The sequence below is a fragment of the Neobacillus sp. Soil_C_43 genome, assembly GCF_057656715.1.
The window spans coordinates 117,356-142,697 of record NZ_JBDGJV010000015.1; the positions used below are offsets into that span (position 1 = coordinate 117,356).

General features: G+C 40.0%; 23 protein-coding genes. 17 read left to right on the forward strand and 6 right to left on the reverse strand.

All coding sequences use genetic code 11. The annotated features are described in order from the left end of the window. Positions 1–110 precede the first annotated feature (110 nt). Positions 111–707 carry a DedA family protein gene (locus tag AC3A54_RS18825; protein WP_487655721.1) on the reverse strand — a complete coding sequence of 199 codons (597 nt, stop codon included), beginning with the start codon at positions 705–707 and terminating at the stop codon, positions 111–113. Positions 708–854: 147 nt separating this feature from the next. On the opposite strand from AC3A54_RS18825, the gene AC3A54_RS18830 reads away from it, so the two are divergent. The 3 genes from AC3A54_RS18830 (at position 855) to AC3A54_RS18840 (ending at position 2,916) form a co-directional block, all read left to right on the forward strand. Then, a complete protein-coding gene (locus AC3A54_RS18830) occupies positions 855–1,652 on the forward strand; it encodes an MBL fold metallo-hydrolase (RefSeq protein WP_487655681.1) in 798 nt (265 codons plus the stop codon). Between the two features lie 33 nt (positions 1,653–1,685). Continuing rightward, positions 1,686–2,231, forward strand: coding sequence for an HXXEE domain-containing protein (locus tag AC3A54_RS18835; protein WP_487655682.1), 546 nt, complete (start codon positions 1,686–1,688; stop codon positions 2,229–2,231). A 61-nt stretch (positions 2,232–2,292) separates the two neighbouring features. After that, positions 2,293–2,916 (forward strand): histidine phosphatase family protein, encoded by a 624-nt coding sequence (locus AC3A54_RS18840; protein ID WP_487655683.1) that lies wholly within the window; start codon positions 2,293–2,295, stop codon positions 2,914–2,916. A gap of 59 nt (positions 2,917–2,975) precedes the next feature. Here the strand turns inward: AC3A54_RS18840 and AC3A54_RS18845 are convergent, their stop codons facing one another. Both AC3A54_RS18845 and AC3A54_RS18850 read right to left on the reverse strand, forming a co-directional pair. Then, on the reverse strand, positions 2,976–3,770 hold the full coding sequence (locus AC3A54_RS18845) for a Cof-type HAD-IIB family hydrolase (RefSeq protein ID WP_487655684.1): 795 nt from the start codon (positions 3,768–3,770) through the stop codon (positions 2,976–2,978). 213 nt (positions 3,771–3,983) lie between these two features. Continuing rightward, complete coding sequence (locus AC3A54_RS18850; protein WP_487655685.1) at positions 3,984–4,949, reverse strand: LacI family DNA-binding transcriptional regulator; 966 nt, start codon at positions 4,947–4,949, stop codon at positions 3,984–3,986. A 177-nt stretch (positions 4,950–5,126) separates the two neighbouring features. Between AC3A54_RS18850 and AC3A54_RS18855 the strand changes: the two genes are divergently transcribed. Next, positions 5,127–5,885, forward strand: coding sequence for a VOC family protein (locus tag AC3A54_RS18855; protein ID WP_487655686.1), 759 nt, complete (start codon positions 5,127–5,129; stop codon positions 5,883–5,885). Between the two features lie 137 nt (positions 5,886–6,022). Further along, the gene (locus AC3A54_RS18860; RefSeq protein WP_487655687.1) at positions 6,023–6,247 is read left to right on the forward strand and encodes a hypothetical protein; all 225 of its coding nucleotides are present in this window, start codon (positions 6,023–6,025) and stop codon (positions 6,245–6,247) included. 87 nt (positions 6,248–6,334) lie between these two features. On the opposite strand, the gene AC3A54_RS18865 is transcribed toward AC3A54_RS18860, so the two are convergent. Further along, positions 6,335–7,795, reverse strand: a complete 1,461-nt coding sequence (locus tag AC3A54_RS18865; RefSeq protein WP_487655688.1) for a M20 family peptidase — start codon at positions 7,793–7,795, stop codon at positions 6,335–6,337. A 672-nt stretch (positions 7,796–8,467) separates the two neighbouring features. On the opposite strand from AC3A54_RS18865, the gene AC3A54_RS18870 reads away from it, so the two are divergent. After that, positions 8,468–9,583: a mechanosensitive ion channel family protein gene (locus tag AC3A54_RS18870; RefSeq protein ID WP_487655689.1), complete on the forward strand. Its 1,116-nt coding sequence runs from the start codon at positions 8,468–8,470 to the stop codon at positions 9,581–9,583. Positions 9,584–9,645: 62 nt separating this feature from the next. Here the strand turns inward: AC3A54_RS18870 and AC3A54_RS18875 are convergent, their stop codons facing one another. Beyond that, positions 9,646–11,316 (reverse strand): ribonuclease J, encoded by a 1,671-nt coding sequence (locus tag AC3A54_RS18875; protein ID WP_487655690.1) that lies wholly within the window; start codon positions 11,314–11,316, stop codon positions 9,646–9,648. A 205-nt stretch (positions 11,317–11,521) separates the two neighbouring features. On the opposite strand from AC3A54_RS18875, the gene AC3A54_RS18880 reads away from it, so the two are divergent. From AC3A54_RS18880 to AC3A54_RS18925, 10 genes are all read left to right on the forward strand, one after another. Next, positions 11,522–13,744: a sensor histidine kinase gene (locus AC3A54_RS18880; protein WP_487655691.1), complete on the forward strand. Its 2,223-nt coding sequence runs from the start codon at positions 11,522–11,524 to the stop codon at positions 13,742–13,744. Next, positions 13,725–14,372 carry a response regulator transcription factor gene (locus AC3A54_RS18885; protein ID WP_487655692.1) on the forward strand — a complete coding sequence of 216 codons (648 nt, stop codon included), beginning with the start codon at positions 13,725–13,727 and terminating at the stop codon, positions 14,370–14,372. Before AC3A54_RS18880 ends, AC3A54_RS18885 begins: the two co-directional genes overlap by 20 nt. A 167-nt stretch (positions 14,373–14,539) precedes the next feature. Next, positions 14,540–15,031, forward strand: a complete 492-nt coding sequence (locus AC3A54_RS18890) for a hypothetical protein (protein WP_487655693.1) — start codon at positions 14,540–14,542, stop codon at positions 15,029–15,031. Between the two features lie 218 nt (positions 15,032–15,249). After that, positions 15,250–16,131, forward strand: coding sequence for an efflux RND transporter periplasmic adaptor subunit (locus AC3A54_RS18895; RefSeq protein WP_487655694.1), 882 nt, complete (start codon positions 15,250–15,252; stop codon positions 16,129–16,131). Continuing rightward, entirely contained in the window at positions 16,124–16,813 is a 690-nt protein-coding gene (locus tag AC3A54_RS18900; RefSeq protein ID WP_487655695.1) for an ABC transporter ATP-binding protein, read from the forward strand. The genes AC3A54_RS18895 and AC3A54_RS18900 overlap by 8 nt, the downstream gene beginning before the upstream one ends. After that, positions 16,806–17,978, forward strand: coding sequence for an ABC transporter permease (locus AC3A54_RS18905; protein ID WP_487655696.1), 1,173 nt, complete (start codon positions 16,806–16,808; stop codon positions 17,976–17,978). The genes AC3A54_RS18900 and AC3A54_RS18905 overlap by 8 nt, the downstream gene beginning before the upstream one ends. Before the next feature lie 38 nt (positions 17,979–18,016). Further along, positions 18,017–18,877, forward strand: coding sequence for a hypothetical protein (locus AC3A54_RS18910; RefSeq protein WP_487655697.1), 861 nt, complete (start codon positions 18,017–18,019; stop codon positions 18,875–18,877). A gap of 28 nt (positions 18,878–18,905) precedes the next feature. Continuing rightward, on the forward strand, positions 18,906–20,138 hold the full coding sequence (locus tag AC3A54_RS18915) for an MFS transporter (RefSeq protein WP_487655698.1): 1,233 nt from the start codon (positions 18,906–18,908) through the stop codon (positions 20,136–20,138). A 35-nt stretch (positions 20,139–20,173) separates the two neighbouring features. Continuing rightward, positions 20,174–20,821 (forward strand): DJ-1/PfpI family protein, encoded by a 648-nt coding sequence (locus AC3A54_RS18920; RefSeq protein WP_487655699.1) that lies wholly within the window; start codon positions 20,174–20,176, stop codon positions 20,819–20,821. Positions 20,822–20,930: 109 nt separating this feature from the next. Further along, positions 20,931–21,968, forward strand: coding sequence for a flavin-containing monooxygenase (locus tag AC3A54_RS18925; RefSeq protein WP_487655700.1), 1,038 nt, complete (start codon positions 20,931–20,933; stop codon positions 21,966–21,968). Between the two features lie 61 nt (positions 21,969–22,029). Here the strand turns inward: AC3A54_RS18925 and AC3A54_RS18930 are convergent, their stop codons facing one another. Then, positions 22,030–23,286 (reverse strand): MFS transporter, encoded by a 1,257-nt coding sequence (locus AC3A54_RS18930; protein ID WP_487655701.1) that lies wholly within the window; start codon positions 23,284–23,286, stop codon positions 22,030–22,032. A gap of 265 nt (positions 23,287–23,551) precedes the next feature. Between AC3A54_RS18930 and AC3A54_RS18935 the strand changes: the two genes are divergently transcribed. Further along, complete coding sequence (locus AC3A54_RS18935; RefSeq protein ID WP_487655702.1) at positions 23,552–25,315, forward strand: ABC transporter ATP-binding protein; 1,764 nt, start codon at positions 23,552–23,554, stop codon at positions 25,313–25,315. Positions 25,316–25,342: the final 27 nt, after the last annotated feature.

Here is a 25,342-nt window from a genome sequence, read left to right on the forward strand (position 1 = left end):
GTTGTCTATACAAGAAGGCGGGATTCGAAAAACTAATCAAACGTTTGATTAAAAGTTGTCTATACAAGAAGGCAGGCTTTCGAAAAACTAATCAAACGTTTGATTAATATTTAGCTCAAAACTCTTTTCTTCCTCCGAAAGGTAAAAAATAAAATAGCGCCAAGAAGGAGTACGAAGAGAACATAGAGACTATATCTAGATAGATAGGTTCCGACATGAATCCAATTCTCTCCTAACGCTTTTCCGAGCGTAATAAAAGTAAAACACCAGGTCATGGCACCCAAATAGGCAAATAAGGCAAACTTTTTATAAGAATAATTATTTATTCCAGCAAGATAGGCCGTCACATGCCTTACACCAGGAATAAAGTAACCGATGATTAGCAGAAAGGGCCCGAACTTCATAAATAATTTCCTTGTCTTGTTCACTCTTTCTTCTGTTATATGTAATTTTGGCCCAAACCTATGTAAGAATGGGAGACCTAATTTAATCCCTAAAAGATAACTTAGAGTAATTCCGCCGAATGCACCGATAAAAGCACATAAAAGGGAGGGGAAATAAGACATTTTCTCCTGAAAAATATTATAGCCGACGTAAGTAAGCAGAACTTCATCCGGTATGGGTAGTCCTACAATTCCACCAATTAAGGCAATAATGATACCAAAATATCCATAATGTTCAATGAGATGATTCAAAGATTGCACTATTACACATCCCTACTAATTGTCTGCCACAAAATATTTACATACTTATTAAAATACACTTTCCTATATTATTTTTCACCAATTATAAAAAATAATGTAAGAAAAGCTTATATGTTAACAATAACTCAATGAAGGAGAAGTAAGAAAAATATGCTAGAAAAATTTCATAGCAAACATTTTACGCTCGAAAAAGTCCGGAACGGAATATATGCGGCCATCGCAAAAGAAGGCGGTGGTGCAGTCGGAAACGCCGGGTTTGTGGATTTAGGGGGTCAGACCCTTGTGTTTGATACCTTTAACACCCAACAAGCAGCGGAAGACTTAAACAAGATGGCTATTCAAGTAACGAAGCGGCCTGTCACATGTGTGATTAATAGTCATTGGCATGGAGACCACATCCGAGGGAACCAGGTCTTCAAGGAAAGTACCATTATTTCGAGTCAAACCACCTATGAAAAAATGAAATACCTTCATCCTGCGAGAATTGATAAACAGAAAAGTGATATCGAGGGTCTTAAAAATTATATCCAGTCACTAAAGCTGAAATTAGGTGAGACATATGATGAAAAGTTACAGCAGCAGATTCATTTTTTAGGCGAAATGGAAGTGTCTTTACCCACATTGGAATTAGTGTTACCTCATCAGACATTTACAGATGAATTCACTTTTACAGGGACTGAAAGAAGCGCTCAATTATTTACATTGGGTGGCGGGCATTCCCACTGTGATGCCGTCCTTTATATTCCAGAGGAAAAAGTAGCATTCATGGGTGATTTGTTATTTGTGAATTCACAGCCCTCCTTGTTTGAGGAGTCAAATCCCGAGAACTGGATTCAGATTTTGAGGAAACTAGAAGAAATGGATATTGAAACAGCCATTCCTGGACATGGAACAGTTGGAACAAAAGGGGATTTTCAAAAGGTTATCGAATATATAGAGAATCGATAGTTATTAAGTTGGAGAAAGTGGAGATGTGAAAGCATGTTGGAATGGCTTAATACGAATCTAAGTATAGAAACGGTCATTTGGTTATTTCCGCTTACATTTTTATTACATGATTTTGAAGAAATCATTTTTGTAGAAGCTTGGTTTCAGAAAAATTATGCAAAGGTAATCAAACGGGTACCTTTAAGGGCAAGAGGCTTATTTGAGGGAATGTCACACACAACGGCAGCTAGATTTTCCATCCCTGTTGTATTGCAACTTGTCATGTATATAATTGCAGCTTATTTGGCAGTGGAGCAGCAATTATTTGGGTTAGTGGTCGGATTTAATGTTCTCTTGTTTCTTCATGTATTCACACATATTGGGCAGTCTCTCTTTTTTCGAACATATGCATTAGGTGTGGGGACGGCCATTTTGATCACCATACCTTACTCACTATATCTATTTTACCGGCTTCTTCAGGATGAGATTATTAATTTTAGGGATATCGTTTTAAATGCTCCTTACGGTTTAATCACGATTTTAATTGTATTAATTGGGCACAGAATAGCTCAGAAATTACTTCCTTCTGTAAAAAGATGAATTTAATAGTTTTATAGGTAGTAGTATCTTCTATGGACAAATTGTTAAGGGGTGGAGAGAGTTGAATTTATACGTAATCCGGCATGGGGAGTCTGAACATAATATCGATCGAACAGTGATGGCGCATACCCATGATTCACAGCATTCGTTGACGGATCTAGGGTTTCATCAAGTTCGAAAAACGGCTGAATTTATGAAAGCCCTACTAAATGAAAAGACAGTGGTATACAGTTCTCCTTACTTACGGACGATTCAAACAGCGCAAGCAGTTCATTATCACTTGCCAGAACAGGTTCCTTTTTTCGAGAATCCTTTAATAAGAGAGTGGGAATTAGGGAATCTTTATGACTTTAACAATCGCCCACCAGAGAAAAAGAAGGAATTCAAAGCAGCAGGCCAATTTTATTTTCGCTATGAAAATGGGGAGTCATTGGCCGATGTGTACTTACGGGCAACGATGTTCATGCACACCGTCATAGAGCGTGTAAAACGGCAGCAACGGTATGAAAATGTGGTTATTGTTACCCATGCAGCCTTTATTCAAATGCTGTTAACCTTCCTGATGAATTGGCCAATAGACGAACTTACTGGCTTTAAGCCCGTAGAAAATGCGTCGGTTATCAAAATAAACGAAACCAATGGCGACTACGAGTATGAAAAGATTTTTGTGCCTTCAGTGAATTAATGGAAAATGGTGCCTGACACCACAAGAGGGCACCTTCAGACAGAAGGGGCCCATCATTTTTATTTAACGGCAAGCACTTCCTCTAAAAGTCCAAGTTGGATCAATCCATGGAGGATGCCATCATTACAATTCGAGGTTGTCACTAAATTCGCAACTGCTTTTGCCTCAGGAACAGCATTCCCCATAGCAACTCCGGTTCCAACAGTAGAGAGCATCTCCAAATCGTTCAATCCATCTCCAAAGGCATAGCTATGCTCAATTTTCATCTCTAATGCCTCAAGCATCTTCTGAATACCAACGGCCTTGGAAGCTCCTTTTGGCAGGATGTCGTACGCATACTCATGCCATTTGACGAAACTAAATTCCGGGAAACGTTCTGCATATATTTGTTCATATTGGGCTTCACAGTATAAATGTCCTTGAAAAATAGACCACCCTTTAAAATACTCTGGGTCCACTTCAGGGTAAGCCATCATCAAAGAATCAAAACTAGACTCAATATACGGATGGTTTCTTTCACTCACCTTGTAATCGAGATGGCTACAGTAGGCTAGGGCATGCCCATTGCTTGCGGTCATAGTGGATAGAGATTGCAGGACTTCAGAATCAATTGGATTGGAGTATATTTCCTGTCCCTCAAACACCACATACTGTCCATTCATCGATACATATGAGTTAATATTTAATTCCTTCAGAATCCAATAAAACATTTTGGGAACCCGCCCAGTAGCAATCGCCGTATGAATTCCTTTTTCCTGAAGCAGACGAATGGCAGTCTTCGTGGACTCTGGAATCACTTTATCTTCATTTAAAATCGTTCCATCAATATCGAAAAATACAATTGGTTTTTGCATAGTAACACCTCCGAGTTTACCACAGCACCAGTCCTAACGCTCGGTTGCCCGATCACGCGGACCAGGTGCTGAAGCCTTTGCAAAAACAGAATATTGTATGAAACGCGTTTCAGGTCAAGAGATTTTAGAAAAATAATTAAACGGTCTCCGTAAAAGGTGTCAGGCACCATTCGTGGACAATTGTCCTTGTGCAATAGACAGATACAAGAATAATTAGACGGTCTTCCGTTCAATTAAGGTAACGGATATTTCTTTATGAAAGACCTTGTTAGTATCATTAATACCTTGTAAAAAGAGTTTTTTACCTATATCCACAAGCGGAATTTCCATCGTGGTGATATTCATCATTTTGGCAATCGGTTGATTGTTGAAGCCGATAATAGCAAGGTCATCAGGGATAGATAACCCTCGGGTTTGGGCACAGGTAACAATTCCTGCTGCAACTTCATCACTGGTCACCAACAGTGCAGACGGTGGTTCCGACATGTCTGCTATCCGCTCAATGACCCGTTCTCCATCCTCAAAATGCAAACAGTGGTCAAAAATAGTAGCGGGATTAAAAGGCAAATCATGTTTGGTGACAAAATCTTTAAATGCCTTTTCTCGATAAAAGCTGTTCCTACCAGATTTACGTCCGATACAATAACCAAGGTTCCGATGCCCTTTGTCATATAAATATTCTAGTGCAGTCATAAAGCTTTTATAGTGGTCTACAAAGGTGGACGAAACGGGCCTCCCTCTCGTATCTTCACATAAAATTATCTGGCCAAAAGTCAGGTAGTCAGAAATCGTCGTCCACCTGGTTTTACGGGAACAAATAATCAGTGCATCTATTTGCTTTTGTTTTAGCATTTGTAAGGCTTCTAATTCTCTTGTTTCATCATAGTTGGTCTGAAAAAGAACTAGTTTGTAGTTGTGTTTCAATGCCTCACTTGCCATTCCCTTCAATAACAACGAAAAATAGGGATGGTCAATATAAGGAACAACGACACCAACAAGAAAGGTTTTCCCCATACTTAAATGGACAGCATTGATATTTTGCTGATAATTCGTTTGTTCGATTGCTTCCAGGACCGCTTTTCGCTTTTCTTCACTTACATAAGGGTGATGATTTAACACGCGAGACACGGTAGTCACAGAAACGCCAGCCATCTTGGCGAGATCCCTAATGTTTGTCATAAGCAACCAACTCCTATTCCTGGTGCTTTTCATCATTTTTGTTATTATAGCTAAGTTTACAGGAAAAGGGGAGGACGGCTCTATTTTCATTGATTTTTAATTGGACAAAAAACCATAAATGGTAGATTATGTTATTGTTAGTATCCATGATAGCTAGATTAAGGGGAATTGGTGGATATGAGATTAGACCACTTTGTTGTACATATTACGAAGGACGATGAAAAATTAGCTGGGTTAAAAGATGAATTGGCCAAAATAGCCATCCCGTTTGAACCGACTAAAGGAAAAGGGACGAAAGGATTTAAGGTGGCCAACATTTGGATTGGGGAACAATATCTTGAAATGCCCTGGATGCTCAATAAGGATGGGGGAGGCTGGAGACCTGAGTGGGTGGATAAATACCATTCTGGAAAAAGAGGAATCTTTGGCTTGTGTTTCATGGTAGATAATGTTGAAGAGATTAAAGCCGAACTAGAGACTCGGGGAGTTCAAGTGAGTGGTCCAGAACGGATTACGTTTACTATGCTCCGCTTTTTCAAAAAAAGCCTACCGTTTCGTACCCTTTATACCACAGAGATCCCAGGTACGGACCTACAGTTTATGTTTCTAGAAATGGATAGCCAGGAAAAATATGAGTTTACCAAAAAATACTTTATGCATCCTAATAGTGAGAAGAACCAAGTACATGCGATTAATCGAGCCGTCGTAGAAATACAGGAAAGCGAAGAGGTCAAAGCCTTTATTTCGAGCGTGTTCCCAGATTGTGTCGAAACAGAAACAGGAAGCTCGCTTATTATGAAAGATACAACACTGGAGTTTCATTTTAAAAAAGAGAAAGAATTGAAGGTTCATTTGTATGCCAAGACAACTAACTCTAATCTTCCATTAGGAACAATAATTGAAGTGGAGAACGTTACCCTACAATTAACACAGTAACAGCAAGGAATAGAGGCTCATTTGAATCCGTTTTTGTAGAGAAATAGCATTAATCGGTAAATCGATTCGCATTATGATTTGTTTTTTTTCCATTTACCGTTATATCCAAATACTCAAATACTAAAAAGGTGATGTATATGAAAAAAGTAACTATTTTTATGATTTGTGTTGTTGGGATTGTTGTAATGATTGTGAGTAGCAAGATTGCCGCAAATTATTTTTCTGTTCATGCAAATATTGACCCTTTCTCAAAGAGTGCTTCGCTACTAACTTTATTATTTATGTGCTTTTGCTTTCTTGGAGTATTTTTAACTGCTGCGATAGTATTAATATGGGAACACTTTTATAAGGTGAAATCGTAAATATAAATGTCAAATGGAATAAAACGCTCAGAGCGATAATTCTCTGAGCGTTTTCGTATGTTAATTGGTATGCGTTTTTTTAAAAACTTATTTATTTGCTTCCTTCATCACTTCTACATAAAACTTAATGGCGTTCATGTAGTTATCGATGCTGACATGTTCGTTTGTGCCATGCATCCGGTTGAGATCTTCAGAAGTAATTTGCACAGGCAAGAAACGATAAGTGTTTTTTGCGATAGGGTCGTATTGTCGTGCATCCGAGCCGGCAAACATGAGATAAGGAGCAACAACAGCATCCTGGTACACATTTCTTGCTGCCTGCTGGATCGACTTAAATTGCCAGCCGTTCACTGATGAAACTTTAGAGGCTTCAGTGCCTGTGATTGTCACATTAATGTCTTCATCGTCAATTGTATCTTCAATGAATTTTTTCACTTTCGATAAGGAATCACCAGGCATTACCCGAAGGTTAATAATGGCAGATGCTTTTTCCGGCAAAGCGTTATATTGTTCGCCCGCTTGAAAAATGGTGGGGGCGATGGTGGTTCGAATTAACGCAGCAGATGCAGGCTGTTGCAATAAGATTTTTTCAATCACCGGTTCAAAAATTCCTTTGTTAGCAAATACATATTTCATTCCAAGGCTCATTTCGGGTGCCACAAATTCAAACATGTCTTCTCCTGGACCCCTCAGGTCCCCTTTAAACTGGGTATCTTCCAATTTACTAATAGCACTGGCGATTCGGCCGATATTGGTGTGATCCTTCGGCTGCGACGAGTGTCCGCCACTGCCTTCAATGGTTAATTCTGCAGTGGCAGAGCCTTTTTCTGAGATGCCGACAACGCCGACTGGCTGCTTTACACCAGGCACCATGTTTTCGACAATCGCCCCACCTTCGTCTAACACATAGTCAAACGTAATTCCTCTCTCTTTTAAGGTGTTTACAATAGCATTGGCTCCTTCATCCCCGCCGATTTCCTCATCAAACCCAAACATGAAATACATGTCGCGGTCCGGCTTGAAGCCCTCTGCTAATAGATAATCGACTGCTTGTAAAATACCAATGACGCCAATCTTGTCATCCAATGTCCCCCGGCCCCAAATCTTTTCGTCGACCACCTTACCGCTAAAAGGGTCCTGCTCCCAATTGGCTTCGGTTCCTGTTAACACGGGGACCACATCATAATGGCTCGTTAATCCGATGGGAAGTTTGCTAGAATCACTGCCCTTCCATTTATAGACCAGGGCATAATCATTGACTCTTTCAAACTCTAGATTTTTATAGACGGTCGGAAAGCTCTCCTGTAAAAAATCAATAAACTTACTAAACTCACTGAAATCAAATTTACTGCGGTCTTGATAGGAAACTGTTTTGAACGTGATGGCTTTTGATAGATGCGCGACTGCTTCATCCTGGTTAATCGCGGTGTCGTCTGGCTTAGGTGAGGGTTGTTTTGATTTTAAAGTTAGTGCATTGAAACCGGTTACAATAATAAATAAAAGTAATAAACCAATAATTATAAGTGAAGCCAGCTTTCTCTTTTTCATAGAAACATCCCCCATCGACTCTAGTTATAATTTCATATTACAGTATTTCTTGGAATAGTATAAATAATTAGAAAAAACTTAAGGGTCAATAGGGACGTTTAATCTCCCGAAACCGTTGGAAAAACAGTTAACCGGTTGATAAGAGAGGTTCATACCTCCCGAAACCAATGGAAAAACAGTGAACCGGTCGATAAGAGAGGTTTATACCTCCCGAAACCAATGGAAAAACAGTGAACCGGTCGATAAGAAAGGTTTATAACCCCCGAAACCAATGGAAAAACAGTGAACCGGTCGATAAGAGAGGTTTATAACTCCCAAAGCCGATGGAAAAAGAGCTAGCCAGTCTGATTTAGAAGGGTTAATAAGCCCATGCTCTATGAATAAATCCATGACTTTTGCCGTATTCAAATATTTTGTTTTAAGATTTAAGATATGTGGATGTATTGTTTTAAAAAAGCTCTGTTAAAGAATAATGTTGATTTTTATACTCTGTTGATTGGAGCGGAAGGTGCGAAGACTCCTGTGGGAGTACGGTTCAGGGGAGACCCCGCAGGCGCAAGCGCCGAGGAGGCTCGCCGAAACGCCCACGGAAAGCGAAGCACCTGGAGCGGAAATCAACAGACAAGTTTAACAGAGCCTTTAAAAAAGTAATAAAAGAGAGGTATCTTTAAAATGTCTATGGATTCATTTGTACTGGCTTTTTCAATGTCGTCATTAGACTATGATATGTTAAAAAATTTAGGGATTTCTATTGTGATTTTGCTGTTGTTTATTCTTTTTAGAAACCTATTTACTAAGTATGTGTTTCAGTTGATTCTAAAGCTGTCTAGAAAAACACCAACTGATTTCTTTACACAAATCTTTTTAAGTTTCGAACGTCCGTTAGGATGGGCATTTATTATTGTAGGTTTGTATGTGTCAATGGATTACTTCCCGTTTGTCGAACAACATAATGCGTTATTTTTAAAATTTTTACGTTCGATGGTCATTGTGTTAATTACTTGGGGATTATTTAATTTGTCCTCTCCTACTTCGGGGATATTAATTAGTGTGAACCAGAAGATTAACAATAAAATTGATTTAATTCTCCTCCCGTTTATTTCAAGAACCATCCGTGTCATCCTGATTGCGATTAGTATCACGATTATTGGTCAGGAATTTAATTATGATGTAAATGGCTTGGTTGCAGGTCTTGGATTAGGGGGTCTGGCCTTTGCCTTAGCTGCAAAGGAAGCGGTAGGCAACCTAATTGGTGGAATCGTCATTGTCACAGAAAAACCTTTTTCAATTGGTGAATGGATTTTAACTCCTAGTGTGGAGGGGACAGTAGAGGATATTAACTTCCGAAGCACGAAGGTGAGAACATTTAGTCAGGCACTCGTTACCGTTCCCAATTCAACCTTGGCAAACGAACCGATTACCAACTGGAGCCGTATGGGCAAACGAAGGATCAATTTCCACTTAGGCATTAACTATAGAACCACTAAAGACCAAATTGTAAGAGTGGTTCAGCGAATCGAAGAGATGTTAAAGAAACATGGGGATATTCATCCAGATACGATTATGGTTGCATTCGATCATTATAATGAGAGTAGTCTCGATATTCTTATCTATTTCTTCACCAATACAATTGTTTGGGCAGAACATGTGAGAATCAAACATGATATCAACTTAGAAATCATGGGAATCCTAGAGGAAGAGGGAGTAGAAGTTGCCTTCCCAAGCCGCACAATCTACGTTACTCCCGAATCAAATGAATTATTGCAAACTGTGGGATCTTTAGAATAAAGGATAGTAGAAAGGGTGTCAGGCACCATGTGAAAATTTCACAATGGTGCCTGACACCCTTTTTATATTTCAATGATAATAGGCAGAATCATTGGTTTTCTCTTCGTTTGTGCAAATAGGTATTGGCCGACGGCTTTCTTTATGTTTTGTTTGATGATATTCCATTGTCGGACATTTTCCTCTTGTAGATCATTGACTGTTTTTCGAACGAGCTGGTTCACTTCCTTCATAAGATCCTCGGAATTTTTTACAAATACGAACCCACGAGTAATCGTATCAGGGCCAGAAATGATTTTTCTCTCGGCCTTACTTAATGTTAAAACAACGACTAGCATTCCATCCTCAGATAGCTGCTTTCGGTCGCGTAATACAATCGCTCCAACATCGCCGACGCTTATGCCGTCTACATACGTATCCCCTGATGGCACCTTTCGAGTCTGGCGTGCCGCTCCATTTTCGATATCGACCACATCGCCATTTTTAATAATAAAGGTATTGTTTTTCTCTACTCCAATCGATTCGGCTAGCAGGCGATGATGATGCAACATGCGATATTCACCGTGGATCGGAATAAAATACGTAGGCTGCATTAAGGTGAGCATCAGCTTCAAGTCTTCCTGATAGCCATGGCCGGACACATGCATGCCAGTGGTGCTGCCAGAGCCATAAATGACTTTCGCCCCAAGTTGAAACAGGTTGTCGATGATTCGTGATACATCCTTTTCATTACCTGGTATCGGAGAGGCAGCTAAAACGACCGTATCCCCAGGGTAAATGGCGACATCCCGGTAGTTTCCGCTAGAAAGTCGGGCGAGTGCAGCCATTGGTTCTCCTTGACTCCCTGTACAAAGTATCGCTACTTTTTCTGGAGCTAATCGGTCGACCTCACGCGGCTCAATCAGCATTCCCTCTGGAACCGTTAAATACCCCCGTTCAATCGCCACATCTACGACATTCACCATGCTCCTGCCGAGTAAGGCAAGCTTGCGGTTTGTCTTGATGGCCGAATCGACCACCTGCTGTACCCGATTCACATTTGAAGCAAACGTAGAAACAATAATTTTGCCTTCTGCCTTCATGAAAGCTTCGTCCATATGACTGCCTACCATTCGTTCGGAAGGAGTTAGTCCGGTCCGCTCAGCATTGGTGCTTTCTGAGATGAGAGCCAGGACACCCTGCCGGCCGATTTCAGCCATTTTATGAATATCCGCATATTGGTTATTAGCAGGTGTCAGGTCGAATTTAAAGTCACCGGTATGTACGACATTTCCTTCAGGTGTATGCAAAACAATTCCGAGACAGTCAGGAATACTGTGGCTCACTTTAAAAAAGGATACTTGGAGTTGCCCGAAATCAAGTTTTGAATCAGCATTAACAGGGATGAGCTTCGTATCCCTCATCAGCCGGTGCTCCTCTAACTTTAATTCGATTAACCCTAAGGTGAAATTGGTGGCATAGATCGGTACATTTAATTTTTTTAAAAAGTAAGGAACGCCGCCGATATGATCCTCGTGCCCATGGGTAACCACCAAGGCGCGAATCTTCTCTCTGTTTTCTTCTAAATAAGTAATATCGGGGATAATTAGGTCAATTCCTAATAGACTCTCATCGGGAAACTTACCACCGCAGTCGATAATGACAATATCATCTGCATATTGAACTACATACATGTTTTTTCCGATTTCATTGATTCCGCCTAAAGCGAAAATGGATAGGGTATTTTCTCTAGTCACTTTCTAATCCTCCCACATTTTAACTAAATAGGAGTAGTATTCCCTCGATAATTTAATTTATGTTGAAAAGAAGTAAACTTAGCATCGGTACATAAATTGCGGACTTTCCCCATTTTTTTGCGTGTGTCATAGATTCATCCTCGATTATAATGAGGATAAATAGGATGATATTGGAAAGTGTGCTGCGTTGAAAGGGGAAGTGGCGATGGGGAAAAATTCGAATTACAGTAGTAGTGATGATGTTCTAAGTGAGGGTTTAAAGTACAAGATTATCGCCGATAACATGACAGATGCGATCGTCATGGTTGATAATAAATCAATTGTCCGATATGTTTCGCCATCCTTCGAACCGTTAATAGGTTATACCATTGAACAATACGAAGGGATGGATGCATTTGATATCATTCATCCAGAAGACAGAGACTATGTTCGATCCAAACATCTTCAGGTGGTTGAAACAAAGAGGCAAGTCAGTTTGGAATATCGCGTAATCCATTCACAGGGATTCACACTCTATGCCGAAACAAAAGTCAAACCCGTACTAGATAGTTTTGGAAATGTAAAGTATGTGGTAGCTGTTGTAAGAGATATAACAGAACGCAAAATGACAGAGCAGTTACTGGAAAATATCCTGGAAAGTGTGAATGCAGCTGTTTGGTCAACAGATAAGGATTTTAGCTTTTTAACCTTTTGTTCGGAAAGTATTGAAAAAATATCAGGCATTCCAAGGCATGAACTCATGCATAAACCGATTCGCATGCATGACCATATCCATCCTGACGATAATCTTATGCTTATGGGGTCAGTAAAAGAAACGTTAGATCAGGGATTACCAGTGAACAAACTCATCCGTTTTATCCATAATGAGAATGAAACGAAATGGGGTCAGTTGATTATTCATCCGTACTTGGATAAGACAGGAGCAGTTGAACGACTTGACAGCATGATGTTAGATATCACGGAGAAAAAACGATCTGAGCTAGTGATTGAGGAGAGCGAACAAAGGTATAAGTCCTTATTTGAGAACAACTTAGATGGTGTATTTTCAATTGACTTACATGCCAACTTTGTCAATGCGAATCATGCCTTTGAGAAAATAACAGGTATTGAAATGGAGCAGTTGCCAGACCGTTGCTTTATCGGTTTAATTCATGATGAAGACCACCTTCCTGTATTCCAAGTTCTTTCTGAAGTCATCCAGAGGAAAGAATCAAGAGATGTGGAGTGTCGTATCGTTCGCTCTAGCATAGGGGAGCGAATTGTTCATATTACCTTCGTGCCGATTTTTCTATTTGGAGAATTAAATGGTGTACATGGAATTGTAAAGGATATTACGGATCGGAAACGGGAGGAGCGGGAACTCCTCTTAAGTGAAGAAAGGTACAAAACGCTCCAACAAAGTATTAATCGTTTTTCTAATGACCTTGCCAATGTCATGAAAGTATCTGAGTTAGAAAGTCGGCTAATCGATGAGGTTAAGAGTGTATTACCCGTGACGGATGCTTCCATTGAAGAAATACCACGGGGTCAGGAACCGAATGACGGGGTACGGAATGATAAGTGGATCAAAATTGGTGAGAAGGAGGAGCTCATATACTTACGGATTCGTTTCAGAAATGCCCTGCTTAAAATGGAAGAGGAGTGGCTGGAGACTGCTGTCCATTATGTCACCATTCTTTACGATAACCTTCAATTCATTGAAGACCTGATGAAGCGCATGGAAAACATGGCTGTTTACAATGAAACACCTAAATGGATGTTACGACTCTTATTCAGACTGTCAGAAAAAGAAAGAGCCGCCCTATCAAGCGACCTTCATGATACCGTTTTGCAGGATCTCATTATTTGGTATCGCAGGCTGGAATCACTTCGCTCCACGTCTTTATTTAATAAGGAGATAAAAGAGGAATTGGTGGAAATTGAGGAAGGTTTACTCGATGCTATCCACCAAATCCGCATTACCTGTAATGAATTGCGGCCGCCATTTCTTCTGAAAATGGGATTAGTAGAATCGTTAAAAAGCCTCTTTTCATACGCAAGAATGTTCTCTAATTACGAGATAGAATTTGATGCTGAAAACATGCAAACCCCTCTGAATGAAGATCAAATTTTAGGGATGTATCGAATCGTGCAAGAACTATTAAATAATGCAACGAAACACTCAAAGGCAATGAAAGTAACGATGAAACTGGCAAGTAATCAAGAACAGGTTTACTTTTCTTATAATGATAATGGGGTTGGAGTAGATTTATCTGGTATGGAAGGCTCATATAAACATATGGGTATTGCCGGTATTGAAAATAGAGTTCTAAGTTTAGAAGGAGAGGTAAAGGTACATTCCGCCATAAAGCAAGGTTTTCAGGTGAACATTACCCTGCCTACTACAACAAAGCAAAAAGGTGATTACTATGGAAATATTGTTGGTTGATGATCATCGATCAGTCGTAGAAGGTACAAAAATGCTGATAGAAGCTGAACCAGATATGAATGTCACGATTGAAACGGACGTATATTGTGTCCCTGACTTAGTTCGGCTGAAGACATTTGATGTGATTCTTTTTGACCTATACATGCCAAACATCAATGGAGCTGATTTGGCAAGGAAGGTGCTCGAGGATGTTCCTGATGCCGTAATTTTAATTTATTCCGGGTTTGATATTGCCCCTCATTTTAATTTGCTGATGGACTCAGGGGTTTCGGGTTTTGTCGCGAAAACGTCAACCCGTGAACAATTGGTTCAGGCGATTCGAAGTGCAGCGAGGAAAGAAGCGATTGTTCCTATGCACCTATTAAAGCAGCTTAGACGTCAGGAAATCGTAGTCCAAGGGGATAAGGCAAATGAAAAGACCACGATTGGAAAAAAAGAAGAAACACTTCTTCGTGAATTGGCAAAAGGGCACAGCAACAAAGAAATCTCTAAGACACTATTAATCAGTCAACGTTCATTAGAATACAGTCTAACGGAACTGTTCCAAAAACTAAACGTGAATTCCCGAGTAGAAGCCATCAAAAAATCCAAAAACCTGGGCATTTTACCAAATGAAGATTTATATTAACTTGAAGATAACCGGTAACCACCGGTTATTTTTTTGCGCAAAAATGAAGTGGAGTGTTCGGTGTCCCCACAATTTTTTGCGTGTTTGACATCATTGTTTGCGCGAAGCGATGGCTTCTCCTGGAATATGATTTTATTAAATCGTTAGAAACGAAAGGATGAAACATGATGAATATTGTGATACTGCAATGGGGGTTATTTTCCTTTATGATTGGGTTGGTATTGTCGCTGCCTTTAGCGGCTGTTCACTATCAAAAGAATCCATTAATGAGAAAAACGTTTACCAATCCTAAGAAACTAAAATCTGCGCACATTGATTACTTTATGCAAGCCTTGAGTGCGGGATTTGTCTATCTCATTGGGATGTGTATGGATATGGATTTTCCGAAGTATATCGCGATCCCGCTTATTTATGGAATCATTATGAACCCGACCATTTTATTATTGGAAGCCACACCCTTTATTCGATCTGGCTGGTCGAGATTTACTTATATGTTTCTTAGAGCAACCAGTCCGCTTTTGCTTTTGTTTGGTTGGTTTGCCATAGCGGTATTGTTTTTACCAACCTATTTAATAATCGTGTTAATTATCGTAATAATTGTTGGTGGCGCAGTGTTATGGTCTCAACAAGTTCAGAAGAAAAATACAGTCAATATGTAGAAACCTTAACCTGAAGAGTTAAGGTTTTTTTCGTTTTTCGAGAGTAATACCAATGAGTGCAAAAGGACATGCGGTGTTACCACAAAATTCTGCGGGGGGTCTCCTAAAGTCTGCGGTTTTGAGCCAATCGAAACTTCGTACAATGAAATCATCCAATACAACAGAAAAAACCTAGTCAGAATAACATTTTCAAAATAAAAATAGCGGAGGGAATCAAGATGAATACAAAGCAAAAAAAGAAGGGTAAGAAGAAGATCGTGATTTGGTCGATTGTAGGATTAATCGTTGCCTCATTGATTTCAGCATTGTTATTTACGCCGAAAGGATTAGGTAACGTTGAAAAAGAAAAAGCACAAACGGGGGACATTGCAACCTATTACAGCTTTTCCGGTGCAGTAGAAGCGAAAAACAGAAAGACAATTACGAGCGAAGAGGCCATTCAAATTAAAGAAATTAAGGTCAAATTAGGCGACCAAGTGAAAAACGGAGATGTCTTGATGGTAACGAAACAGGGGAACAAAATAAAGGCCACTTTAGACGGGGAGATTTCAAAAATTCATGTGGAGAAAAACGCGGAGCTAATGTCTGGAGCGCAGCTTATCGATATCGTTAACTATTCCGTGTTACAAACCACCGTAAAGGTAGACGAATATGACCTGAAATATTTAAAGGTAGGTCAAGAGGTCAATGTAACAATCAATGCACTTGAAAAAGAAATAAAAGGAACGGTTACTGAGATTTCTAAGGAAGCAACCAATGAAAACGGAGTGTCTTATTTTACCGCAACTATTGATCTGGTTAAAGATGAAGCAATCAAAGTGGGAATGAGTACAGAGGCTAAAATATTGAAGCAGCAGGCAAAGGGTGTAGTGACTTTATCCATGACAGCCATTCAGTTTGATAGCAAAAATAAACCTTATGTTTTGATTCCAACAGAAAAAGGGATGACAACCAAAAAATATATTCAACCAGGCATTAACGATGGAACGACGATTGAAATTAAAGACGGTGTGAGTGCTGGTGAAGAGGTCATCATCTCATCTGATAATAAAGAGGTTTCTCATGCAGATATGATGCAGGGAGGAACCAATAATGAGTGAGCAAATTCTCAGCATGAATCAAATAACCAAAACATATGTAATGGGCGAGGAAGAACAAGTCGTCTTAAACCATATCAATTTAACAGTGAATAGAGGAGACTTTGTCGCGATATTAGGACCTTCTGGTTCAGGCAAATCTACACTGATGAACCTGATTGGTTGTCTCGATTCACCGACAAACGGAGATTATTTTTTATCGAATCAAAAGGTTGATGAGCTTGATGAATCTGAGCTGGCAGCGATTCGAAACAAAGAGGTTGGATTTGTGTTTCAACAATTCCAACTCCTGCCTAGACTGAGTGCCATTCAAAATGTGGAACTGCCTCTTGTATATGCGGGGGTGGCTGAAAAGGAACGTAGACGGAGGGCTAGCGAAATGCTCATTAGAGTGGGGCTCGGTGAAAAATTACAAAACCGGCCGAATCAGCTTTCTGGAGGACAACAGCAGAGGGTAGCCATTGCGAGAGCGATGGTAACCGAGCCCACAATATTACTAGCAGATGAACCCACTGGGGCACTAGATCAAAAAACAGGTCAGCAAATTATGGAGCTTTTTCATGAGCTTCATCAAGAAGGAAAAACCATCATTATGATTACTCATGATATGGAGATTGCCAAAAATGCCAGCAGGATTGTTCACATTTTAGACGGCAAACTGAGAGAGGAGCCTGTATATGTTTAAGGAAAATCTTAAGATGTCCTGGATGAACCTCATCCATAATAAAATGCGCTCCTTCCTAACCATGCTAGGAATTGTGATTGGGGTCGCATCCATAATTGCATTGATTACCATAGTTAAAGCTGCAATGAATGGAATGACAAGTGAGTTTTCCTCCTTTGGTGCAGATAAAATATCCGTTCAAGCTATGGGAACACCACTGAAGCAGGGGTTAATTGATAGTGACATTCAAATGCTTGCCGAAATCGAGGATGTTGTTGGTGTTTCTCCCACTCTTTCAGGAAGCACTACGGTGGTTTATAACGGTAATGAAAAAACGGATGTCTCAGTTCAGGGAAAGAATGATGTGTATTTTTCAAAGAATAAGGATCTGGTTGAAACGGGAAGAGGACTAACGATTCTTGATATTGATAGTAAAAATAATGTGTGTTTAATTGGTGCTAATATAGCAGACGAATTGTTTTGGGGAGAAGATCCTGTGGGTAAAAAGCTGCTAATTTCTGGTGTCACTTATACGGTAATAGGAACACTTCAGGAATCTAATAGCTTTTCAGATTCCTCGAACAACGAGGCAGTAATCATACCTTACACCACCTCAATGAGAATTCTTGGTACAGGATATATTTCTAGTGTGGACGTTTATATGGGTAACTCCAATCATTCTGAAAAAATCACGGAAGATATCGAAGGAGTCTTAAAACAGGCGTTCAATTACAAAGATAATAGTTTTACCGTGATGAATATGCAGGATATGCTGGCATCATTTAATAAGATTACAACGATGTTATCTCTTATGCTTGGGGGGATCGCATCCATTTCACTTGTTGTCGGTGGGATTGGAATCATGAACATGATGTTGGTGTCTGTAACCGAAAGAACAACAGAAATTGGGCTAAGGAAGGCTCTCGGAGCAGAACCCAAACGGATTCAGCAGCAGTTTTTACTAGAAGCCGTATTCTTGTCACTCTTTGGTGGAGCAATCGGCTTTTTGTTAGGTGTGTTAATCGCCTTGGGAGTGTGTACATTAATTGGCGCGAATTTCGCACTCTCCACCTATACCGTATTGTTGGCACTAGGCTTCTCTGCAGGCATCGGAATTATTTTTGGTATTGCACCAGCTAGAAAAGCATCGAGATTGAATCCGATAGATGCATTAAGAAGTGTGTAAAAATGCGGGGCCTGTCCCCAAAAATAGGAGTGAGTGGCATGATTAAGTGGGCGTTAGCTGGGATTCTCTATGTGACGGTCGTAATCCTTAGATTTGAGGCATATGATAAATGGTTTGCTGAGGATGAAAATACAGCGGCTCAGACAGAGAACCACAGAATTGGAGAAATGAAAATGGAGGAAGGTCATGATGAATCAGGTGAAAATGGTGACGGCGGCGGCCATGCCCATGAAGCCTCTTCTGGAACCACCCATGATGGCAATGAAGTGAATGCATTTGTACAAAATGATAATAAGAACATAAAGATTTTCTTAAAAGATAAAGCGGGCAACCCGGTTGACGAGCTGGAACTCAATCATGAGAAGGAGCTGCATCTCATTATCGTAGATGAACAGTTGCAGAAATATTACCACATACACCCGGAGAGAACCGGTAAAGGTGAATATACGATTGAAAATAACTTACCAGAAGGGTTTTATAAAGCCTTTATTGATATAAAGCCGAAGAATTTTGCATATCAAGTAGAGCCTCTTTCTTTTATCGTGGGGAATCCAAGCTCTGCAACACACGGCCATGAGCTGATCCCGGATACTACCTTTAGTAAAAAGGTTGATGGAGAAACAGTCACATTAAAGGTTAGTACATTTAAGGCAGGAGAACCTGTAACGCTATCCTTCGATTTAGATCAAACGAATTTGACTCCCTATTTAGGGGCAATGGGGCATGTCGTCATTCTTGACGAATACGGGAAAGAGTTCCTCCATGTTCATCCGTCAAATGAGAAGGAACCAATCTTTGAGACCACCTTTGAAAAACCTGGTATCTACAAGATTTGGGCGGAGTTTAAACAAAATGGAACGGTAAGAGCGTTTCCGTTTGTAATCGAAATAAAAGAATAATCTAACCAATCAATAAGAGGAGAAATTCATGGTCCGGTTAACCACCTATCTTAAAGTCTATCATCCGATGGTCCACATAATCATAGTGGGTACAGTACTTATTAGTCTTTCAAACTCAATGAGTATGATTTACCTACCCATATATTTAATGAAATCTTCACAGATTGATCCGGTCACCGTTGGATTAATTGTTGGTGCAGGGGCTGTGACGGCTACTGCAGGCGGATTCTTCGGGGGAACTCTCTCTGATTTCATAGGGAGAAACCGCTTGCTTCTGTTCAGCCTAATCATGTTAGGTCTAGTGTTTCTAGGATTTTTATATATTAAGAGCTCGCCGTTTTTATTGCTATTAAATATCCTCCGCGGTTTGTTCTCTTCCTTTTTCTTAACGATATCTAAGGCATTGATGGCGGATTTGACGCCTAGAGAAGAGAGAGTGAGAGTTTTCTCCAATCGCTATCTAGCCGGTAATATAGGGTTTTCCATTGGTCCTATTGTTGGAACTTTGTTTGGAATAGCGGGGAATGCATCTGCCTTCCTTTTTACAGCCTTGGTGTATTTAGGGTATTTTCTGCTCATTACCGTATTTATTCGCTTCTATAAAGTCAAGGAAATTGAAGAAGTCTCTGATGAAAAGATAAGCTTGGTCCAGACCTGGAACGTTTTTAGAAAAGATAAGGTATTGTTTCTGTTTATTGTAGGAAGCGTCCTGCTTACAACCGTTCATGGGGAGATGTCTGTCACCCTATCGCAATACTTAGAAATGAATATTACGGAAGGAATTAAGCTGTTCGGTTATTTAATGAGTATAAATGGGATTACAGTGATTACCACCCAAATTTTTATAACGAGGTGGTCAGAGAGATTTGGGCTTTTTCAGCGAATATCCCTTGGGAGCCTATTATTTGGCGTAGGAGAAACCGGCTTTGCCTTTTCAACAGGGTGGACCGGTTTTATCCTATCCATGATCGTGTTCACCTTTGGTGAGATTTTAATCGTTCCGTCTGAATATGCCCAAATTGATGAGATCACTCCATCAGGAATGAGAGGCATGTATTATGGTGCTCAGGGATTCAGTGAAATTGGTAACTTTATTGGCCCATGGCTTGGTGGGGTGTTGCTAGTTTCATATGGAGGAAATACCATGTTTTTTACGTTTGCGGCACTTGCCTTAGCCGCTATCGTTTTCTATGGGTGGGGGCGAAAACTGCATGAAGCTAGTCTACGCAGGGCTTCAGTAATGGGGCAAAGGAGAGCCTAGGAATATATTGTTTTAAAAAAAAGGGAGTGGATTTAATGAAAAACCAATGGAATGTAGGAATTTTATTATTTGATCATGTGGATGTTTTAGACTATTCGGGACCATTTGAGGTGTTTTCGTTAACGACTAATTCAGCTAACGAAGTAACAGAATTGTTAACGAAGGGTATTCCAGTTGAAAGAAAGCCATTTAAGGTTTGGACGATATCTAAAAATGGAGGCACCGTTTCATCGAATAATGGGCTGAAGATTACTCCGGATTTTAGTTTTGAGAATATTAACCAAGATTTAGACATTGTCATCGTTCCAGGTGGGCCATCTCATGCTATACAAACCTGTATTCAAGATCGAGAATTTATGAATTGGATCACCACTTTCGGTCTATCAGAGAGAATCATCGCTTCCATCTGTTCTGGGTCCTTACTGTTAGCAGAGGCCGGACTTCTAGTTGATAAAAAAGCGACCACTCATCCTTTTGCTTATGATTATATGGAAAAAACCTATCGAAATATTGAAGTGGTGCGGGACGTACGGTTCGTAGATAATGGGCAGGTAATTACCTCTGGGGGAGTATCAGCCGGAATCGATATGTCGATCCATCTCGTAGGGAAGCTATTGGGTGAAGAAGCCGCAAGAACAACCGCTGATACGTTGGTATATCCATACGTAATGAATTCGAATTAAGATTTAAACTACTGGGAACAACCAGTAGTTTTTTATTGGTTGGAAAAAAATAGTATTATAGTATCATTAAACAATAACGGTATCCGAGATTACAAAAGGAGTGAAATAGATGATTTACGATGTAGTTGTGATCGGTGCAGGCCAGGCCGGATTATCGATGGGGTATTTTTTAAAACCAACCTCTTTATCTATTATTATATTGGATAAAAATAAAAGCGCAGGTGATGTCTGGCGGAACCGGTATGATTCACTTGTCTTGTTTACTCCACGGTCATTCAGTGCATTGCCCGGCTTGGCTTTAACTGGTGATCCAACAGGTTTTCCGACCAAGAATGAAATAGCCGATTACCTAGAGCGCTATGTACAAACATTTGATTTACCTACTCAATTTTCATGTCATGTGCAAAGGATACATAAAGAGAACGATACATTTATCATTTCGACTACTGACTCCTTTATTAAAACAAAGAAAATAGTCATAGCCACAGGTCCCTTTCACACCCCTAGAATTCCATCATTTGCACAAGAGCTTCCACAACAAGTGGTTCAACTTCATTCTTCTGAATATAAAAATCCAGCACAGCTAACCGAGGGTTCCGTGTTAGTGGTCGGTGGAGGCAATTCCGGCGCACAAATAGCAGTCGAACTATCAAACTATCACGAAACTTATTTATCGGTCGGGCAAAGAATACGATTCCTCCCTTTAAGCATAGCTGGTAAAAGTATCTTTTGGTGGTTTGACAAACTTGGTATTTTACAGGCGAATCGGGATTCCTTTATTGGAAAAAAAGTTCAAAGCCGACCAGATCCGATATTCGGTTTTGAGCTAAAAGAAAAATTAAAAGAAAAGAAAGTAACGCTTAAAGCACGAACCAAGAGCATCCAGCAAAATGAGATTCAATTTGAGGACCTTTCAACGATTAACGTGCAGAATGTTATTTGGGCAACTGGTTTCGTTGCTGATTACTCTTGGATAGATATACCAAACCTTTTAGATAATAGCGGCAAACCCAAACATAAGCGAGGAGTAACAGGAATTGAAGGACTGTACTTCCTTGGATTGCCGTGGCAGCACCGTAGAGGATCAGCTCTTCTTTTAGGGGTAGGACAGGATGCGGAATTTTTATATCAACAGATCAATTTGTAAAAGGAAAAGAGATTGACTCATTATGAGTCAGCCTCTTTCTTTTCCTTTTGTGGAAATCCAATCAATGATGTTGCATGTTGACAGCTTTCATTTGCTTAGCCTGCTTCATTCGTAGCATAGGTAACATGGCTACCGCTCCAATTAGGAATAAGCCTGCTGCGAATAAATAAAGGGTCGTTAATGGAAATTGTGCCTTAAGAACACCGACTAAACTCATATTTAACACCATTCCTCCCATGAAAAGAGGATTTAAGATACCGTTCACCCTACCCACGAAGGATTCCTCTGCATTCGTGAGAATGAGAGTATTACAGGAAATATGAATAAGGGGAGCCATCAGTCCAGCAATAAACTGGGTTAAAAGCGCAACCCATATGATGTTTACCGACCCCATAATCGCAACAGAAGTGGCACTTGTGACAAAGCCGATTAATAGCATAGTTTGTGGCGTAATTTTCTTTGCTAGAGCCATTGCCCCAACGCCCCCTAAAATCATACCGACACCATTAATAGCTGTAAACCATTGCAGGTTCTGGGCCGTTAAGCCAAGATGTTCTGTCACCAAAAAGATACCAAGGGGATTCACTAGTCCCATTCCCATACCGGCAGCTAAGAAGAAACCGCCCATGTAAAGAAAAAGCTTATTAGACATTACATAACGAAAGCCCATTTTCATTTCCTTAGACACATTTGGGGCTGTGGTCACTTCAACCTTTTTATCAGCAGGTAAGAAGGTAAGAACAAGAGCAGAGAGAAGGAAACATGTACCCATGACTGCAATGGCAACGTTGATGCCAAATCGGAAGTAAATCAACGTACCAATCATAGGACCTAGGATCATAAAGATAGCCTGAATCGTCTGGTTCATGGACATCCCCATCTGAATAAGTGATTCTGGAACGTGAAGCTTAAATAGCTTCATACTTGAAGGCTGAGAAAACTGAGACAAAATGGACGAAACAAGGGTTGCGAAGAAAATCGCTTTCCACCCTCCAAATACAAGAGCTAGTAAAACGGCAAACACCGATAAGGCACTCAGTAGGTCGCAAAGAACCATCGTGCGTTTGGGTCTCCATCTATCTGCAAATGTTCCTCCAATAAAGGAGAAAAGAAAAATTGGAGCAAATTCAGCTACTGAAATCATGGAAATGGCAAATGGATCTTTGTTGGTCTGTTCAGTTACAAATAGTAGGATCGCAAAATTACGTACCCAGATTCCCAGTTGTAGGAACAATCCGGATAGTAAAATGGCTTGAACGAAGCGGTTAGAAAATAAAGAACTCATGGTTGGAGCCTGTGCTTGTGTATGGTTATTCATGAATAACAACATCCTTTCATTTGGTATGAAATCATCTTACGACAGGGAAAGGATTGAAAAACCGCAAAGATGCAGCACAGACTCCGCCAAAATCTTGCGGTAAAGCTCGTAAACCATGCGGGGCTAATACCAAAGTTATGCGGTTTGTACGGAAACATCCGACCGTACAATGAAATCATAAAGCTAGTTAACTGTCGGATATAACAAGGTAACTGTCGTATGGCGAATTGCCCTCTAATTTGGCCAATGAAAGGAGTTTTATCGCATGAAAGATTTTAAGTTATTTTTACCCTATGTAAAACAAGTAAGCCGCTATTATCTCATTGGATTTGTGGGGAGTTTATTTCGGTTCCTGATTCCGCTGTTTGTTCCATTGATTTTAAAATACATTTTCGATCAGCTGCTTCAAAATGAATCCTTGTCGCGAGCGGAAATGCTAGAACAGCTTTTGTACATCGCTGCAGGTATGATTTTGGTATTCCTTCTTATCCGTACTCCCATGGAATATGTAAGGCAATTTTGCATTCAAAAAGCCAACAATAACATTATCAAACAGCTTCGCAAGGACGCTTTTCAAAAGGTACATTCATTGGATGCCAAATACTTTGTTGAGAACAAAAGCGGAGAAATAGGCACACGCTTTTTCGATGATATTGAAAAGGTCCGAGGCTTTCTAACCGCAGTTTTCGGAAACATTTGGATTGAAATGATTGTATTGTTGTTTGTCATCGTAGTGATGCTTGCCCTAAATGTGAAGTTAGCGATTCTGTCGGTGGTATTAGTGGGAGTCCAATTTATTCTGGCCCACTTTCTATCAAAAAGGTTTAAACAGTCCACCCGAAACATGATGAAGTATCGATCGGTGATGAGCGGATTTATTTTTGAAAAAATTCAAGGGGCTTTTCTTTCCAAATTGTTCGCAGCAGAAAAGCGAGACAAAGAAGAGCTAAATCAGCATTTACACCATTTTGATAGACTGACAGATAAGCATGCGAAGATAAATGCAGTTATGTTAGCTCTCATCAATGTGCTCAGTGATATGACTCCGTTTATCGTGGCGATTGTGGCGAGTCTTTTTGTCATAGATGGAAGTCTAACAGTTGGTAGCTTAATTGCCTTCTTTGCCTATGTGGATAAAATGAGAAGCCCAGTGGCAGCTTTAGTCAATGCCTACCCGGCCATTACAGAGGGCAGCGTTGCACTTGGCCGGATATTTGATTTCTTCCACACACCATCTACGATTATAGAAAAAGCAAACCCAGTTGAATTAAATCAGTTCACACAATCAATTAAGTTAAATAACGTAACTTTCTCGTATGACGGAAAAAACAACATCATTAAAAATGTGTCGTTGACTCTTGAAAAAGGGAAAACATATGCGTTTGTTGGTGAGAGCGGAGGGGGGAAAAGTACCATCCTTCAGCTGCTTCTGAGAATGTATGATGCTACAAAAGGTGAAGTATTAATCGATGGTGCCAACATTAAGGATTATTCCATCGCAAGTTTGAGAGAACAGATGGGGATTGTCACCCAGGATAACTTTCTTTATAGCACCTCGATTAAAGATAATATAAAAATGGCAAAGCTGGATGCGTCCGATGAAGAGATTTTTGCCGCTGCCAAAAAGGCATTTGCTCATGAGTTTATTTCCGCACTGCCGAATGGCTACGATACAGAAATAGGTGAAAGAGGAGTAAAGCTTTCTGGCGGACAAAAACAGAGAGTGGCTCTAGCTCGTGTATTCTTGAAAAATCCATCCCTCATTATTCTAGATGAAGCCACTAGTGCACTTGATAATGAAAGTGAAAAGCTGGTACAAGAATCCATTAACCAATTCGATCACGACAAAACCATTATTATGATTGCTCATAGACTTTCCACGATTCTAAATGCTGATACGATTTTTGTGATAAAAAATGGGGAAATCATAGAAAGAGGGGACCATCAAAGTTTATTGAAAAGGAATGGTTATTACAAAGAACTCTATTCCAAACAGAACGTAATAGAATGGAAATTAGCCACAGGGTAGTGTGAGGAATACTCTTGACAACATAAA

Bases quoted from the DNA above. Each gene is read 5' to 3' on its own strand.
- AC3A54_RS18830 (WP_487655681.1), top strand. From the start codon at position 855: ATGCTAGAAAAATTTCATAGCAAACATTTTACGCTCGAAAAAGTCCGG.
- AC3A54_RS18835 (WP_487655682.1), top strand. From the start codon at position 1,686: ATGTTGGAATGGCTTAATACGAATCTAAGTATAGAAACGGTCATTTGG.
- AC3A54_RS18845 (WP_487655684.1), bottom strand. From the start codon at position 3,770: ATGCAAAAACCAATTGTATTTTTCGATATTGATGGAACGATTTTAAAT.
- AC3A54_RS18850 (WP_487655685.1), bottom strand. From the start codon at position 4,949: ATGACAAACATTAGGGATCTCGCCAAGATGGCTGGCGTTTCTGTGACT.
- AC3A54_RS18855 (WP_487655686.1), top strand. From the start codon at position 5,127: ATGAGATTAGACCACTTTGTTGTACATATTACGAAGGACGATGAAAAA.
- AC3A54_RS18860 (WP_487655687.1), top strand. From the start codon at position 6,023: ATGAAAAAAGTAACTATTTTTATGATTTGTGTTGTTGGGATTGTTGTA.
- AC3A54_RS18865 (WP_487655688.1), bottom strand. From the start codon at position 7,795: ATGAAAAAGAGAAAGCTGGCTTCACTTATAATTATTGGTTTATTACTT.
- AC3A54_RS18870 (WP_487655689.1), top strand. From the start codon at position 8,468: ATGTCTATGGATTCATTTGTACTGGCTTTTTCAATGTCGTCATTAGAC.
- AC3A54_RS18880 (WP_487655691.1), top strand. From the start codon at position 11,522: ATGGGGAAAAATTCGAATTACAGTAGTAGTGATGATGTTCTAAGTGAG.
- AC3A54_RS18885 (WP_487655692.1), top strand. From the start codon at position 13,725: ATGGAAATATTGTTGGTTGATGATCATCGATCAGTCGTAGAAGGTACA.
- AC3A54_RS18890 (WP_487655693.1), top strand. From the start codon at position 14,540: ATGAATATTGTGATACTGCAATGGGGGTTATTTTCCTTTATGATTGGG.
- AC3A54_RS18895 (WP_487655694.1), top strand. From the start codon at position 15,250: ATGAATACAAAGCAAAAAAAGAAGGGTAAGAAGAAGATCGTGATTTGG.
- AC3A54_RS18900 (WP_487655695.1), top strand. From the start codon at position 16,124: ATGAGTGAGCAAATTCTCAGCATGAATCAAATAACCAAAACATATGTA.
- AC3A54_RS18905 (WP_487655696.1), top strand. From the start codon at position 16,806: ATGTTTAAGGAAAATCTTAAGATGTCCTGGATGAACCTCATCCATAAT.
- AC3A54_RS18910 (WP_487655697.1), top strand. From the start codon at position 18,017: ATGATTAAGTGGGCGTTAGCTGGGATTCTCTATGTGACGGTCGTAATC.
- AC3A54_RS18915 (WP_487655698.1), top strand. From the start codon at position 18,906: ATGGTCCGGTTAACCACCTATCTTAAAGTCTATCATCCGATGGTCCAC.
- AC3A54_RS18920 (WP_487655699.1), top strand. From the start codon at position 20,174: ATGAAAAACCAATGGAATGTAGGAATTTTATTATTTGATCATGTGGAT.
- AC3A54_RS18925 (WP_487655700.1), top strand. From the start codon at position 20,931: ATGATTTACGATGTAGTTGTGATCGGTGCAGGCCAGGCCGGATTATCG.
- AC3A54_RS18930 (WP_487655701.1), bottom strand. From the start codon at position 23,286: ATGAATAACCATACACAAGCACAGGCTCCAACCATGAGTTCTTTATTT.
- AC3A54_RS18935 (WP_487655702.1), top strand. From the start codon at position 23,552: ATGAAAGATTTTAAGTTATTTTTACCCTATGTAAAACAAGTAAGCCGC.